This is a genomic window from Amycolatopsis sp. CA-128772 (assembly GCF_002904295.1).
In the GTDB taxonomy this organism is placed as follows: domain Bacteria; phylum Actinomycetota; class Actinomycetes; order Mycobacteriales; family Pseudonocardiaceae; genus Amycolatopsis.
Genome location: NZ_PPHG01000057.1, coordinates 1 through 14,688 on the forward strand (window position 1 = coordinate 1; position 14,688 = coordinate 14,688).

Below are 14,688 nucleotides of genomic sequence, written 5' to 3' on the forward strand. Positions count from 1 at the left end.
AGGGAGTTTCTCGTGCGGGTCGCGCGGCTGACGGCGCTCGCGGCGGCCGGCTTGGAAGCCCGCGCCGTGCATCCATCCGCGCTGCGCACCTCGCGCCGTGCCGTGCATCCATCCGCGCTGCGCACCTCGCGCCGTGCCGTGTCCTGGCCGAGCCGCACCGCAGCCGTGTCGGCCCGGCGGGCGCGCCCGCCGCTGGCGCTACCCGTCGGCGCGCCCGCCTCGTCCACCCGAGCCCGCGCCCACCACGCGCCGGCGCCGGCGTGGCTCGACCCAGGCCCTGAACCGCGCCCTCCAGCCGGCCCCATGCCCCAATGAAGCGCAATCCGGCAAACTGGCCACCCACGGCCAGCAACTGGCCAGCAGCCGCCCGCCGCCACTGTGATCGGTTTCACTACGATCCGTCACCATTGGCGGTCGACCGGACCACCGCCGGACTGGACACTGCAGTGGGTTCGGGTGCGTGCTTGCGCTGCGTGACCGACCCTCCACAGCAGACCGAGCCATTGGGCGGATGCGTTATCCGCCAGCGTCGCTACCCTGGAAAGGCGAGGACATTCAGTAGTGAGGTGGTCACCATGAGCGCGAACGGTGAGGCTCCCTTCTTCAATGCCCCCGAGCTCACTCAGCGCGACGGCACTCTGTCCGAAGCCCCTGGCGAGATGTTCGCGGATCCGGTCTCCGGGCTGGTCACCGCGTCACCCGAGCCACGGACCGCGGTTCCGAATGGCCACGAGCCCGGCGCCATCCCGGTGGCCGGGCCCGTGCAGCCCGACGAGGAAGCCGTGCGGCGGATGGTCGAGGAAACGCTTCGCGACGACGACCGGGCCGGCCTGCGGACCCCGGCGGCGATCCCGCCCGCCGGCACCCTGGGCGAAGCCGGCGCACCGCCGATGGGGTTGCTGCCCCGGCAGCGGAACCGGCAGCGCAGCACCTGGCCGAGCCGGCCGCCGCAGATCATGCGGCCCGTGCGGCAGGATCCGCTGGCCGAGGACGAGGTCGACGACGTCGACGTCGTGCCCGTCAAGCGGCGGCGGCTGCCGCGGATGCCTTCGGTGACGATGCCGGCCTTCAACCGGCCGTCGTCGAGTGCGGCCGGGGTCATGCTCGCCGTCGTGTTGCTGATCGTGTTCGGCTTCGTCGCCATCGAGATGGTGTCCAGCCTGGTCAGCAGCGTCACCGGACTGTTCGACTAGCGGTCACCCCGGGCCCCGCACCACGGGGCCGTCCCGCGTGCCAGACGCCGATCGGGCTACCCTGACTTCACGGTCGGGCTCTCGCGCGAGGCGTCCGGCACCGCGGTGACTAATGGGGTGGGCGTATCAGCGAGGGCGTGCGATCAGTACCCGGGGCCGGCCCGGGTGCGTCGTCGGGCGCCGAGGCGTCCACGATGAACCGGGTCCGGCGGGTACTGGCGATCAAACCTTTCCGGCGGCTCTGGGGCGTCACGTACCTGTGCAGCGTGGCCGACTGGCTGAACATCCTGGCCCTCACCGGCCTGGCCACGAAGCTGACCGACAACTACTTCGCGCAGAACTTCGCCTTCGTCGGCGTCGTGCTGACCGGACTGGCGCCGGGGCTGCTGTTCGCCCCGATCGGCGGGCTGCTCGCGGACCGGTTCGACCGCCGCAAGGTGATGGTGGTCGCCGACCTGCTGCGGTGCGTCTTCCTGCTGTCCATCGCGATCGTCAGCGCGCCCTGGTGGCTGCTGGCCGGCAACTTCCTCGTCGGCTGCGCGTCGAGCATGTGGATCCCCTCGAAAGAGGCCGCGGTCCCGAACCTGCTCCGCCGTCCCGACCAGGTCGAAACGGCCAACCAGCTCGGCATGGTGATGACCTACGGCCTCGCCGTCATCACCGCGGCCGGCGCGAACGCGGTCATCACCGGCGTCAACACGACGTTCCACCTGTTCCCCGGCGACCCTAGCCTCAACATCGCGAAGCTGGTCGTCATCATCACCGGCCTGCTCTACCTGGCCAGCGCGATCCTGATCGCCACCCGGATCCCCGAGCTCTCGCTGCGCAACGTCCACATGCTGCCGGAGCAGCGGGTCAAGCAGGCCGACGAGGAGAAGCTCGGCATCGGCGCGATGATCGCCGACGGCTTCCGGTTCATCCGCAGCACGCCGCTCGTGCGCGGGCTGCTGGTGGGCGCGTTCGGCGCGTTCGTCGCCGGCGGTGCCGTGATCGGCTCGGCCAAGCCGTACTCCTCGAGCCTGCTGGCCGGTGACTCCGCCTTCAGCCTGCTCGTCCTCGCCGTCTTCCTCGGCCTCGCCACCGGCATGGTCTTCGCGCCCAAGCTCGCCCGCCGGCTGCCGCATGACCGGCTGTTCGGCCTCTCGATCGTCGCGGCCGCGGTCTCGCTCGCCCTGGTGGCGCTGTCCCCGCACCTGACCATCTCGCTGATCACCGTGGTGCTGGTCGGCATCTGCGCCGGCACCGCGTTCCTGACCGGCGTGACGATCATCGGCTCGCGCGTCGAGGACGGCATCCGGGGCCGGATCAACGCGATCTACCAGCTGATGATGAAGCTGGTCCTGTTCGGCACCACGGTCACCGTCCCGCTGCTCGTCGGCGCGGTGCACCGGCACACGATCACCGTCTGGGGCAACCCGCTCACCATCGACGGCACGCGCCCGGTGATGCTCGGCGGCGCCGCGATCGCGCTGGTCGCCGGGCTCTTCGCCTACCGGCAGATGGACGACAAGCGCACCGAGCCGATCCTCGCCGACCTGCGCAACGCGCTGCGCCGCTCGCCGCGGCGGGTCAACGGCTTCCTCATCGCCGTCGAGGGCACCACCGCGATCAACACCGCGATCCAGGCCGTGAACCTCGCCGACTGGATGCGCGGCGGCACCCGGCCGGTCGTCGTCGCCGCCGACCCCGCGCTCGACGACCAGCGGCTCACCGCGCTCGTCTCCGGCGCCTCCCTCACCGGGGCGCGGGCCCAGGCGCTGGCCGCCGCCGCGGTGCGGGCCGACATCGTCGAGCGGCACGTCCAGCCGGCGCTCGACGCCGGTTCGGTGGTCGTGATGGAGCGGTTCGTCGACTCGCCGCTGGCGCACTTGTCCGCCGTCGCCGGGCTCGACAGCGACGAGCTCGAAGGCCTCGCCGACTGGGCGACCGGCCGGCTGCGCCCGGACCTGACCGTCCTGCTCGACGCCGCCCCGAACGGCGCCCCCCGCGACAAGTCGGCCGCGCTGAACGACCAGTGGCGCGTTCGGCACCTGCTCACCGAGATGGCCGCGGCGGACCCGGACCGGTACGTCGTGATCGACGCCGACGGCACCGACGTCGAGGTCGCCGAGCGTATCCGCACCGCGCTGCGCGCCGTGTTCGTCGGCCGGCTGGCCGCGCTGGCGCCGACGACGGAGAAGCCGGTCACCCTGCCGCTGGAAACCCTGCCCGTCGAGACTCCGGAAGAGCCTCGCGTGGAGGCGAAGTGACGACGATCGAGCGCATCGGCGTCTGGAACCAGCTGGTCGGCCAGGAGCCCGCGGTCGAGACGCTGAGCTCGGCCGCGTCGGCCGCCGCCAAGATCATCGCGGGCGAGCCCGCGCCGCCGGGGGCGATGACGCACGCCTGGCTGCTCACCGGCCCGCCCGGCTCCGGCCGTTCGGTGGCCGCCCGGACGTTCGCCGCGGCCCTGCAGTGCAGCACCGGCACCGGCTGCGACGCCTGCCCCGGCTGCCACACGACGATGGCGGGCACGCACGCCGACGTCCGGCTGGTCGTCCCGGAAGGTCTGTCCATTTCGGTCGCCGAGATGCGCGCGCTGGTGCAGGCCGCGGCGCGCCGCCCGACGACCGGCAACTGGCAGGTCGTGATCATCGAGGACGCCGACAGGCTCACCGAAGGCGCGTCGAACGCCCTGCTGAAGGCCGTCGAGGAGCCGCCGGACCGCACGGTGTTCCTGCTCTGCGCGCCCTCGGACCACCCCGAGGACGTCTCGGTGACGATCCGCTCGCGCTGCCGCCTGGTGACGCTCCGGACGCCGCCGCCGGAAGCGATCGCCGACGTGCTGATGCGCCGCGACCACGTCGACGCCGAACGCGCGCAGTGGGCTGCTTCGGTGTGCGGCGGCCACGTCGGCCGCGCGCGCCGGCTCGCCACCGACGAGGCCGCGCGGCAGCGCCGGGCCACCGTGCTGCGGATCCCGCTCGGCCTCCGCCGCATGAGCGACGTCTTCACCTGCGCCGACCAGCTGATCAGCGCGGCCGAGGCGGACGCGGGCGAGGCCAGCAAGGCCCGCGACGAAGACGAGCGCAACGAGCTCCGGACGGCGATGGGCGGCGACGGCATCGGCAAGGGCGTCGCCGGCGCCAAGCGAGCCGCGGAAGCCGCGGTGAAGCAGCTGGAGAAGAAGCAGAAGTCCCGCGCGACCCGCACCCAGCGCGACACGCTCGACCTGGCGCTGGTCGACTTGGTGGGCTTCTACCGCGACGTCCTGGTGACGGCGACCCGCTCCGGCGCGACGCTCAACCACCCGGACCACGCCGACCAGATCCGCGAGGCGGCGGCGTCGTGGACACCCGAGTCGACGCTTCGCCGCCTCGAAGCGGTGCTGGAATGCCGTGAGGCGATCGATCTGAACGTGAAGCCGCGCATCGCCGTCGAGGCGATGGTCATGACGCTTCGCCAGGGCTGAGTGGCTGCACTGCGGCAAACTGTGAACCTCGAAGCAGTCGACCTCGCGATGGCCGCCACTGACTTCGCCGCAGTCGTTCCTCAGCCGACAGGCGACTGAGCAGCTATTTCCTCTATATCGTGATGTGCAACGGTGCGAACCGGTCCCACCGGGGGTAGTTCACGGATTTTTGTGTACTCGAAGTACTTGCAAGAGCGGATGCGTCGCGTTAGCCTTCAGAGGCGACCAACGGACAAGCAAGGCGGTCAAGGCCGCGGCGCTGCTGCGACTCGGCGGCGGACAAAGCGATGCCCCGGGTGGCATACCGAAGCAGAGGCGAACCCGGGGCGTACCCCAGAACAGTAGCACATCTTCGTGCTGCCATGAAGCCGATGGAGGCGCAGGATGAGCACCGAGCCGAGTTGGGTCCGTGAGGCGCTTTCGTCGCCGCGCTTTGCGCCGTACCTCGCCAAGGCCGGTGGCGATCTGGCGGCGGCGATCGAACTGTACTGGTGGAACGTCGACGTCTCGGCCGCGTTCTACTTCCCCCTGCACTGCCTGGAAGTGGCGCTGCGCAACGCGCTCCACCGGCAGCTCAGCGAGAGCTTCGGCCGGGACGATTGGTGGTCGGTCGCGCCCCTTCGGAAGAAGGGACCGCAGCTCGTGGCCGTCGCCCGGCGAAAGCTGACCGAGCGCGGCCGTCCGGGCACGGCCGACAACGTCGTGGCCGAGCTGTCCCTCGGTTTCTGGGTGTCGCTGGTCAGCCGCAACTACACCCGGGACCTCTGGGTGCCGTACTTGCACAAAGTGTTCCCTCGTTACCCAGGAGGCCGTGGTGCGCTGCACCACGATCTGACCACCGTGTTGCTCTTCCGAAACCGGATCATGCACCACGAGCCCATTCACCACCGTCACCTGGAAGCCGATCACCGCACGATCCGGCGCGTGCTGGATTACCTTTCGCCTGCCATGATCACGCAGCTGGAGCCGTACGACCGCGTCGAGCGGACGCTGAAGCAGCGCCCGGCGCCTCCGGAAAGTGGGCGGTAATGAGCGATCTGTCGTTGACGGACATCGCGAACGGTGCCGAAGTCCGGCTGAGCGCGGTCAGCAACTGGCGAGCCCGGTACCCCGACTTTCCGCAGCCGCGTGTGGTGTCCGGGCAGGAGTGCTTCGACCCTGATGAAGTCGTGAGCTGGCTGCGGAAGCGGAAAATCCCGAAGAACCGGCTGAAGCCCGGCGAGTCGCCGGGGGCCACCTACGGGGATCGCCTCCGAGCCCATGCCGGCCTGCCCGAAGCGCCGGCTTCCGCGCCGACGCCGACGCGGCCGGCTCCGCCTTCTTGGCCGGCGCAGCTGTGGTCCGCCTTGAACCACCTGCGGAGCGGGAACGATACTGCGTCCGCTCTCGAGTACCTGCTCGGGCTCGTGTACGTCAAGACATGCCGGGCCGACGTCTGGCCGCGGATCGCCGCGGCCAAAAGCTGGCCCGCGGCGCAGGCGGCGCTGGCCACGATTTCGTTCCGCACGGCGGGCGGCCAGGCGATACCGGTCTTCCGCATGCTCGAGCAGGCCGCCGACCCGTCCCTGTTGAGCGCGGCCCAGCAGATCGACGGGATCGGTTTCGGCGACGTCGTCGGTCCGGAGTCGACCGGTGCGCGGATCGCTGACGCGCTTCTGGCGGAGCTCGAACGACGCATGGGGCGCGGTAGCGGTCAATTCACCCCGCCGGATGTGGCGAGGGTACTGGTCGAGGTGCTCGAACCCGGGCCGTCCGATCAGGTGTACGACCCCTTCTGCGGCTCCGGTGAGCTGTTGACCGCGGTGGCTGCACGCATCGGCCGCGACGCGGCTGCGCTCGGCAGCCGACGCGTGCACGGGCAGGCATCGCAGACGTGGTCGTTGCTCATCAGCAAGATGAACCTCGCGCTGCACGGTGTGGCGGCCGACATCGCCGGGCCGATGAGCGCGGTGGAGCAGGATCTCTTCCCGAACCGCCGCTTCGACCGCATCTTGGCGAACCCGCCGTTCAACGCGCACATGGATTCGCCCAGGTCCCGGAGGTGGCGGTTCGGCGAGCCACCTGCGCACAACGCCAACTTCGGCTGGCTGCAACACGTGGTGGACAAGCTGAAGCCGACGGGCCGGGCCGCGGTGATCATGCCGACGGGTGCGTCCTCCCAGCAGGGCCGGGAGAAGGAAATACGCAGCAAGATGGTCAAGAGCGGGGTGGTCGAGTGTGTCATAGCAATGCCACCTCAGCTGTTCAAGTTCACCGCAGTTCCCACCATGGTGTGGGTGCTCCGAGGCGTTGCTGACCGGCCCGGCCCGCAGCAGGTGCTGTTCATCGACGCACGGTCGCTCGGCGAGCTCGTCGAGCGCGCTGAGCGACGGCTGAGCGAGGACGACACCACGAAGATCCGCGATGAATACCGGCGCTGGCGTGACCGCGACACGTTCGGCGAGTTCACGGGAGTGCCCGGTTTTTCGCAAGCCGCCGATCTCGAGGAGATCGGCGGCAACGATTTCAACCTCGTCCCCGGTCGCTACGTCGGGGAAGCACCCGGGCACGTCGACGCCGACCTCGTCAACCGGGAACTCGACGCTTCCTGGGGAGCCCTCCGCGAACTCGAGCTGCGCGCCGAGGACGTCCGGGCCAGGCTCGGGTCAGCGCTGGACGCACTCCTCGCGGGCTGGCGTCCTCAGCGCGCCGAACGGATCGTCAGCCTCGAAACAGTGTGCGACGTGCTCGCGGGGCCGGGCGCGGCGCCGAGAGAGGGCCCACCGTCGTCGTCGTGGACGCCGTTAGTGCTGCCTCGCCACATCAGGGACAACCGGATAACGATCCGAGAGCTGGAGTTCGTCCCTCCTTCGACGGCCGGCCGCATGGTCAGGTACCGGTTGAAGGCGGGTGACGTGGTCAGCGCCCGTACCGGCACACTCGGCCGGTTCGGGCTGGTGACCGAAGAGCAGACGGATTGGCTGCTCGGACCCGGGTGCGTCCGGTTCCGCCCGAACGAGCAGGTGGACCCGGAGTTCCTGACTTTCTACCTGAGCAGTCCCACGGTCGCTCGATGGCTCACGGAGCACGCCACTGGCACCGCCATCCAGCACGTCAACGCCGGGACTTTGCGAACCATGCCGGTCTGGCTGCCGCCCTTGCCGGTGCAGCGCACGATCGTCGAGACCTTGGAACCGTTCCGGGCCGCGGCCGCACTGCACGGGGAGCTCAGCTCGACGGCGGAGCGGCTCCAGGCTCTTCTGCTGCCCGTGCTGATGGTCCCTGAGAAGGATTGAACGTGAAGGAGCCCGCCAGGCGCGCCTGGCGGGCTCCTTCACACCCCTCGGGTCACTCGCGCGGGCGGGGTGACGGCTTGAACGGCTTCGCCTCGGCGGCCACGGCCAGCGGTCGCCGCCGGGCGCCCGGCATCGCGGCCACCATGACCACGCCGAGCAGCAGCATCGCCGTGCCCGTCCAGAACAGCGGCACGGTGTCGTACGCGCCTCCGGTGTAGGCGAGGTTCTTCACCGGCCCCTTCGGCGCTTCACCGCCCGCGGGCGGCGACGTCGACGTCGTGCCGCAGACCACGCCGCCGGTCGGCGCGTACGCCCGGGCGATCTGCTCGCCGAGCGACAGCTGGGCCAGCGACGACGGCAGGTTCTTCGCCTGGTCGTCCGGCAGCAGGCTCTTGAGCTTGGTCGTCGGCAGCAGCTGCAGGTCGAACATCCGCGCCGACGCGCCCAGCTGGAAGCCCTTGAACGGCGTGGTCATGTTCGCCGACTTCTGGTCCAGCCCGGCGATGCTCAGCCGCAGCACGCCGAGGTCGAGCACGGTCCCCGCGGTGGTGCCCACCTGCTGCACCTGACCGGCCGCGGTGGCCAGCAGGCCGCCGACCACCGGGATGTCCTTGACCGCGCCGAACTGGTCGCTCAGGGGCTTCAGCGGCAGCCCGATCGGGATGTCCTTCGTCGGGTGCGCCGCGTCGAGGGTGTACAGCACCTTGCCGCCGGCCTCGATGGTCAGCACCGGCGCGGTGTACTCGACCTTGGACGTCTTCGCGTCGCCGGTGGAGGTCACCTTCAGCGTCGGCTGGCTGGCCACCTTGATGCTCAGCGCGAGCGGCGTGCCCTTGAGGATCTCGATGTCCGCGGCCTGCAGCGTCGACGTCGACTGCACGGCCTTGTTCTTCGAACCCGGGATGTCGACCAGCTTCACCTGCGACCGCGACGACAGCGTGTTCGGCAGGCTCAGCAGCGACCCGTTGCCGTCCGCGGTGGTCTGCCCGCCGCCCTGCAGCAGGCCGCCGAGGCTCTGCAGCCCCTTCGTCAGGTCGAACCCGCTCGCCAGCGAGCTCGGGTCGAGCTTCGGCTTCAGCGCGTCCAGCCCGAGGTTCGGCATCGACGGCACGACGTTCAGCAGCGACAGGCTCGCCACCGACGTGCTGGCGTCGGCGATGGTGTCGACGCACGGACCGAGCGTCTGGCTCCACCGCGCGTGCGCGCTCCCGTTCAGCAGCCCCACGTTGAGCAGCGGGTTCGACGGCGCGTTCAGCCCCCCGCTGACCGGCTGCGGGTTGTCGGGCAGCGCGGTCTGCACGACGCTGCCCGGCGTCTGCGGCGCGTTCCCGCCCACGGACACCCCGAACGGCGACGCCTGCGCAATCGACTTCTCGTAGCTCAGGTAGGCGTCCGAGTTCGCCGAGGCGCTCGACAAACCCATCCCGGCCTCGAGCGCCGACTGCTTCGGCAGCGTCTGCCCGAACCCCGGCAGGATCGTGCTCGTCGGCACGGCATTGGGCAGCAACCGCACGATCCCGAGCGCGGTCCCGGCATCCCCGACGGCCTGCCCGAGCGGCTGCGGCCCGATCGGCGCCGAGATCGGCGCCTGCCCCGGATTCGCCGGCTGCGGAATCGGCGTCGTCGGGTAGGTCGTATCGGCGTTCGCGGGCGCCGCGCTGAGCAGGAGCAACGCCGCAGCCGCCGGCAACGCAGCCGAGCGGGGCAGTCTTCGCCGCATGTGCCAGAGCCTCCAGATAGATCGACGGGGGAGTGAGACCGACGTCATAGGGCCCTAACGACGGTCCCCCCGAGAAGTGACGCGCGCAGCCTCCGCTACACTTGCTACCGTCACCAGCGCGAGCCGGAGACACGCCGCCTTAGCTCAGTCGGCCAGAGCGATTCACTCGTAATGAATAGGTCGGGGGTTCGATTCCCCCAGGCGGCTCCGCAGGTCAGGCCCCATCCGAGACACCTCGGGTGGGGCCTGACTCGTCTGGTGAGGGTCTAAGTGAGCGTCTAAGGTGCCTGGTCGGCGGACGACGAAAGCCCGTAGGTTCACCCGTCATGGGGGAAGACAAGTCCGTCATGATCGCGTCCGACTCAGCTACCGAGTGGATCTGCTTCCGGTGGACCGGCTTCGTCGCGACGGTCCTGCTGTGCTCGACCAACCGCGAGATTCCTGGGCCGGCGTAGCCAAGCGGAGTCCGTCGGCGTCGGTCTGCAAGCCCAGGCGGCTCTGGACTCGCAAGGTTCTTTACTTATTGAGGCGGCCCACCGGGGCCACTGAGCACTGAGTTCAACCCGCGGGCATGCCCGCCGAAGCGTGTGGGCTGGCGCCCCATCCCCGGCGGTCGGCCGCGAAAAGTAGTCAACGACCACTCGCCGGTGGGGTCGCGAACGTCGCGCCGAACAACGGGTGTCCTCCCCTGCCGCTTGCCACGGCTGTGGACCACCACGTTGCCAGTCGCGGGGCTACCGACGGCAGTGCAGAAGTGGAACAGGATCTCGTGCTGTCGGTTGGTGAGCGTTGCGTTTTCCGAACGACCGATAAGCGGCATATGAGCGGACGTTCATGAGCGATCGAACCCGTCAGTCTCGGTCACGCTATTGGTGATCCGATCGACGAGTACGGCAAGCTGTGCTCGTGTCGGCGGCAGTGATCACAGCGAGCGCGAGCGTGCTGGTCGCGGTTCTCGTGTTTGTCCTCAACCAGCGTGCTCAGATCAGGCAAGAGCGGCGTCAGGCTCGGTTAGCCAGGGTGAACAGCCAGCTTCGGGAGTTGTACGGGCCTCTCAACGCGCTTGTGGAGGTCAACGAGCGCGTCTGGGAGGCGCTGCGCGATTCGGGGCTGCCAGGCAAGGCGGATCGGAGTCCTCTGAGGGCCGACAGCGACTGGCGCCGGTGGAGGAATCAGGCGTTGCGGCCGGTCAACCTTCAGATGCGTGATCTGATCGTCGAGCATGCCGACCTCCTGATCGAGCCTGATCTTCCCCAGGCGCTGCGCGACTTCTGCGCCCACGTGGCCTCTCTGGAGATCGTGTTAGCGGCGGAGGCCGACGGCGTACACGAGCGAGCCCTCATCGGCCACCCTGGTGCTCCGTTCGCAACGTACGTGCGCGAGTCCTTCCTCCGCCTCAAGCAGGAGCAGCAACACCTGTTGGCTGCGGTAGACCGCCCTCGTGAAGTCCGGGCCGAGTAGCGCTCGATCCCTGGACCCCCCGCCGCCTCCGCTGTAGAGTACTCGCCTAATCAGACGTTTCTACGACACATTCCGACAGGCGGGCGTCAGGAGGCCAGCGTGAGCACGGACAAAGCTGAGATGCGCCTGGAGGTGGGAAACTCGGGCAAGCCGCTGGTGCGGGTCTTCCTCAGCTTCGCCGGGCGGGACGAGGCGCTGGTTCTGCGCTTGTGGGACCTGCTGGCCGAGGCGATGGCCATTGACCGGGTGTATGAGTTCCAGCTCTGGCGATCGGCTGATGCAATCCTTGTCGGCGAGGACTGGGGCATCCGGATTCACGACGCCTTGTCGGCGGCTGAGGTCGGGATTGTCGCGTTGAGCAACGCCTTCCTCGGCAGCGAGTACATAACCGGCGTCGAACTGCCAGCGCTCGTCGACGTCCCCGGCAAGCGTGTGGTTCCGTTGCTGCTCCGGCAGGTCAGCAAGCAGGCGGACTGGCGTGGGCTGAAGAGCAAGCAGATTTACGGCTATGAACGACCGTTCAGCGAGACGCGCGGGATGTCGGCGCGGGACGCGTGGGTGAACGGCCTTGTGACCGAGGTGCATCGAGTGCTCGACCACTACGCGATGCGCGACGACAGGAAGCAGTGATTTTCCCATGCAACGGTTACCTCACGCCACGGCTCGCACCCGGTTGCTCCGGGTGTCTTTGAGCGCGGTCGACCGCGAGGCGATGGGCTTGTTGCTGGACGCGATGGGGACGGCGGACGAGTTGTCTGTGGAGCAGGTGCAGCATCTGCTGTTCGCCCAGCGGACCCGGGCGGCCGCGACGAAGGCGTTGGAGCGCTTGGTCAAGGCGGTGAACGCCGCCGCGGCAGAGGCGAGTGTGGATCTCCAAGTGCAGGTCCACGGTGCGAAGAAATCGGGCGTGCGGGGCCGCACGCTGAGCTTCTGGGCCGAGCGCGTCGACGTGGCCGGCGCACCACTGCGTGAGCACGAGGCAGTTCGTGACGTGCTCATCGAGGATCGGAAGGCGACTGTGCTCGGGCCGAGACGGATTGTGCTGTGCAACGCCACGGCGGACGACGTTACAGCAGGACCCCTGTGGGACCTGCTGGTCGAAGCGTTGGGCGGCGAGCAGTCCCGAATCGCCGTGTGGCGATCCGATAAGGACGTGCTGATCGGTGACGACTGGGAAAAGCGATTCCGCATGGAGGTGGCGGGCAGCGAACTGGTGGTGGTTGCGGTGAGCAACGCTTGGTATTCACAACCTGGGCTCGGCGAGACGCTGCGTGCCTACAGCGGTTCATTCGGCCCCACAGTGATGCCGGTGCCACTGCGGCCTACGAGTTCCCGATCGGGTGAATTTGAGACCAAGGCCGTCTACCCCCGCCTGTTCCAGGGCGTCCCATTCAATGGGCTGAGGAGCCCCTCAGCCCGGGACAAGTGGGTGAATAACCTCGTCGAGCACATCTATCGCCAGCTCGACCGTGGGAGCGCGAAGCCGCTCGACATGGGCACGAAAGACCGGCGCATGCTTAAGGAGGCGTGCGAGGATCAGTTCTTTGACCTGCATGGCCGTCCCGGCGGCATGGATCCCGACACGGCCGTCGGCGCGCCCGACCAAGAGCGGCGGGTGAAGGATGTCGTGACGTACCTCATGGAGTGGGCACGTGATTCGGACAGCCCCCCGCTTGCCGCGCTGCTGGGCGAGTACGGCACCGGCAAGACGATCACCTGCCAGGAGCTGACCGACCGACTACAAGCCCAGCCGACCCCATTGCGGCCCGAGCCGCTGTATTTCGACCTCCGGCGTCTCGGGAACCTGAGCAACGGAGTCCCTTCCCTGCCCACCATCCTGACCGAATGCATCAACCACGGGTGGGCGGCCGGCGACATGCGCCTACCGTCAGGGGAGGAGGTCATCGCCCGAGCCAAGACGGTACCCACCCTGTTCATCATCGACGGGTTAGATGAGGTCCTGGTCCGGCTCGACGCCGCGCAAGGTGTTGCCTTCACCCACGAGTTGCTCAAGCTCCGGCCGATCCGGATGAAAGGCAAGGGCACGGTATACGCCCCGTTCGCCGGCCAGGACACCAAGGTTCTGGTGTCCTGCCGGACCCACTATTTCCGGTCTCTCGGGGAGCAGTCCAGGCACTTCCTCGAGCACGACCGTGATCTCGCAGCCGCCGAGGACTACGTCGCTCTGATGTTGCTGCCGCTGACCGACGAGCAGATCCGTGAGTACCTGCACAAGGCACTGCCGGAACAGGATGTCACGCAGGTAATGGACATGCTGGGAGCAGTGCACGACCTGTCCGACCTGGCCACACGCCCGTATACGCTGACCAAGGTCGCCGCGCAGATCCCGTTCATTGAAGACCGCCTCTCGCAGCAACGCCCGGTGCACGCCGCCACGATCTACCGGCAGGTCTTGCGCGACTGGCTCGCACGAGACCTCGGCAAGCACCGCCTGCGTCCCGACCACAAGCTCACCTTGATGGCTCGACTGGCCGCGTGGTCATGGAGGCGTGGTGACCGGCGGGTCGACAGCGCCGACCTGGACGATTGGCTTGACGAACAGCTCGCCACGGATCCCCTGCTTGGCAGGCGCTACGGGAACATCTCTCGCGATCAACTCGAGGAGGACCTGCGCACCGCCACGTTCGTAGTTCGCAACGACCACAGCGGGCCAGACCGCCCCGACTTTCAGTTCGCGCACAGCTCCATCCACGAGTACTTCTTCGCCCAATACCTATGCGACGCGATACGCGATGACCGCCGTGAGGACTGGTGCCTTCCCATCCCGTCGGTGGAGACTTTGGACTTCCTGGGCCAGTTGATCGCCGACGACGACGATCACGAGGCACTCCGGGCCACCCTGAACCGGTGGCGTACGCCGTACTTGGAAGGAGCCAGCGAACTGTGGCTCCGGTACGCGCTACACGCAAGGGCACACGCCCGACCAGACCCCACGCTGGTCGGCAGCGATCTCAGCGGTGCCCGGCTACGGGGATGGCAGTTCATCGGTACGAGGGCCAAGCCGCTCGTGTTCACCGCTGCCACGCTAGCTGGAGCAGATCTGCGCGAAACCCGCTGGGACCACGTCAACATCACTCACGCGAATCTTCAGGCTGCGCGCCTCGAACGAGCCGTGCTGCACGAGACCACAATCGTCAACGGGAGCTTGCGCGACGCCGACCTCGCCGGTGCGTTCCTTCACCACTGCCGCCTGGACAACACAGACCTGATCGGCGTGAACACCAACCAACTCCGTCACGTCCACAGCGGCGACTACTTACCGACCCCGCCGCCGCCCGTCCGAACCCGACTCCAGCCGCTCACTGGACACACCGGTTCGGTCTGGGGTGTCGCGTTCAGCCCGGACGGGACCCGACTCGCCACCGCCGGAGCTAGCGATGGCACCGCGAGGGTCTGGGACGTGATGACCGGCGAGGTCCTGAACACGTTCACCGGACACACCGGTTCGGTACGGGGTGTCGCGTTCAGTCCGGACGGGGCTCGACTGGCCACTGCCGACAGCGGTGGCACCGCGAGGGTCTGGGACGTGATGACCGGCGAGGTCCTGAACACGTTCACCGGACACAC

At 68.7% G+C, this 14,688-nt stretch carries 10 protein-coding genes and 1 tRNA gene; 10 read left to right on the forward strand and 1 reads right to left on the reverse strand.

The window, feature by feature from the left end; all coding sequences use genetic code 11:
- The first annotated feature begins 575 nt into the window (after nt 1-575).
- The 5 genes from C2L59_RS19930 to C2L59_RS19950 all read left to right on the forward strand — a co-directional run bounded on the left by C2L59_RS19930 (nt 576) and on the right by C2L59_RS19950 (nt 7,919).
- Nucleotides 576-1,193, forward strand: coding sequence for a hypothetical protein (locus tag C2L59_RS19930; RefSeq protein ID WP_233223599.1), 618 nt, complete (start codon nt 576-578; stop codon nt 1,191-1,193).
- A 137-nt stretch (nt 1,194-1,330) separates the two neighbouring features.
- A complete protein-coding gene (locus tag C2L59_RS19935; protein ID WP_103351015.1) occupies nt 1,331-3,442 on the forward strand; it encodes a dTMP kinase in 2,112 nt (703 codons plus the stop codon).
- Nucleotides 3,439-4,644 (forward strand): DNA polymerase III subunit delta', encoded by a 1,206-nt coding sequence (locus C2L59_RS19940; RefSeq protein ID WP_103351016.1) that lies wholly within the window; start codon nt 3,439-3,441, stop codon nt 4,642-4,644. Before C2L59_RS19935 ends, C2L59_RS19940 begins: the two co-directional genes overlap by 4 nt.
- A gap of 384 nt (nt 4,645-5,028) precedes the next feature.
- Entirely contained in the window at nt 5,029-5,673 is a 645-nt protein-coding gene (locus C2L59_RS19945) for a hypothetical protein (RefSeq protein WP_103351017.1), read from the forward strand.
- On the forward strand, nt 5,673-7,919 hold the full coding sequence (locus C2L59_RS19950) for an N-6 DNA methylase (protein ID WP_103351018.1): 2,247 nt from the start codon (nt 5,673-5,675) through the stop codon (nt 7,917-7,919). The genes C2L59_RS19945 and C2L59_RS19950 overlap by 1 nt, the downstream gene beginning before the upstream one ends.
- Before the next feature lie 52 nt (nt 7,920-7,971).
- Here the strand turns inward: C2L59_RS19950 and C2L59_RS19955 are convergent, their stop codons facing one another.
- Nucleotides 7,972-9,639, reverse strand: coding sequence for a hypothetical protein (locus C2L59_RS19955; protein ID WP_199199161.1), 1,668 nt, complete (start codon nt 9,637-9,639; stop codon nt 7,972-7,974).
- Nucleotides 9,640-9,772: 133 nt separating this feature from the next.
- Here C2L59_RS19955 and C2L59_RS19960 point away from each other — a divergent pair.
- From C2L59_RS19960 to C2L59_RS19980, 5 genes are all read left to right on the forward strand, one after another.
- A tRNA-Thr gene (locus C2L59_RS19960) sits at nt 9,773-9,846 on the forward strand.
- 119 nt (nt 9,847-9,965) lie between these two features.
- Nucleotides 9,966-10,094 (forward strand): hypothetical protein, encoded by a 129-nt coding sequence (locus C2L59_RS49865; protein ID WP_255410274.1) that lies wholly within the window; start codon nt 9,966-9,968, stop codon nt 10,092-10,094.
- A gap of 451 nt (nt 10,095-10,545) precedes the next feature.
- Complete coding sequence (locus tag C2L59_RS19970) at nt 10,546-11,100, forward strand: hypothetical protein (protein WP_233223600.1); 555 nt, start codon at nt 10,546-10,548, stop codon at nt 11,098-11,100.
- Nucleotides 11,101-11,199: 99 nt separating this feature from the next.
- The gene (locus tag C2L59_RS19975) at nt 11,200-11,730 is read left to right on the forward strand and encodes a toll/interleukin-1 receptor domain-containing protein (protein WP_103351020.1); all 531 of its coding nucleotides are present in this window, start codon (nt 11,200-11,202) and stop codon (nt 11,728-11,730) included.
- A gap of 58 nt (nt 11,731-11,788) precedes the next feature.
- On the forward strand, nt 11,789-14,688 hold a 2,900-nt coding region (locus C2L59_RS19980), incomplete at its 3' end, for a pentapeptide repeat-containing protein (RefSeq protein WP_158263095.1).

Coding starts and splice junctions, on each gene's coding strand:
- C2L59_RS19930 (WP_233223599.1), top strand. CDS start 576: ATGAGCGCGAACGGTGAGGCTCCCTTCTTCAATGCCCCCGAGCTCACT.
- C2L59_RS19945 (WP_103351017.1), top strand. CDS start 5,029: ATGAGCACCGAGCCGAGTTGGGTCCGTGAGGCGCTTTCGTCGCCGCGC.
- C2L59_RS19950 (WP_103351018.1), top strand. CDS start 5,673: ATGAGCGATCTGTCGTTGACGGACATCGCGAACGGTGCCGAAGTCCGG.
- C2L59_RS19955 (WP_199199161.1), bottom strand. CDS start 9,639: ATGCGGCGAAGACTGCCCCGCTCGGCTGCGTTGCCGGCGGCTGCGGCG.
- C2L59_RS49865 (WP_255410274.1), top strand. CDS start 9,966: ATGGGGGAAGACAAGTCCGTCATGATCGCGTCCGACTCAGCTACCGAG.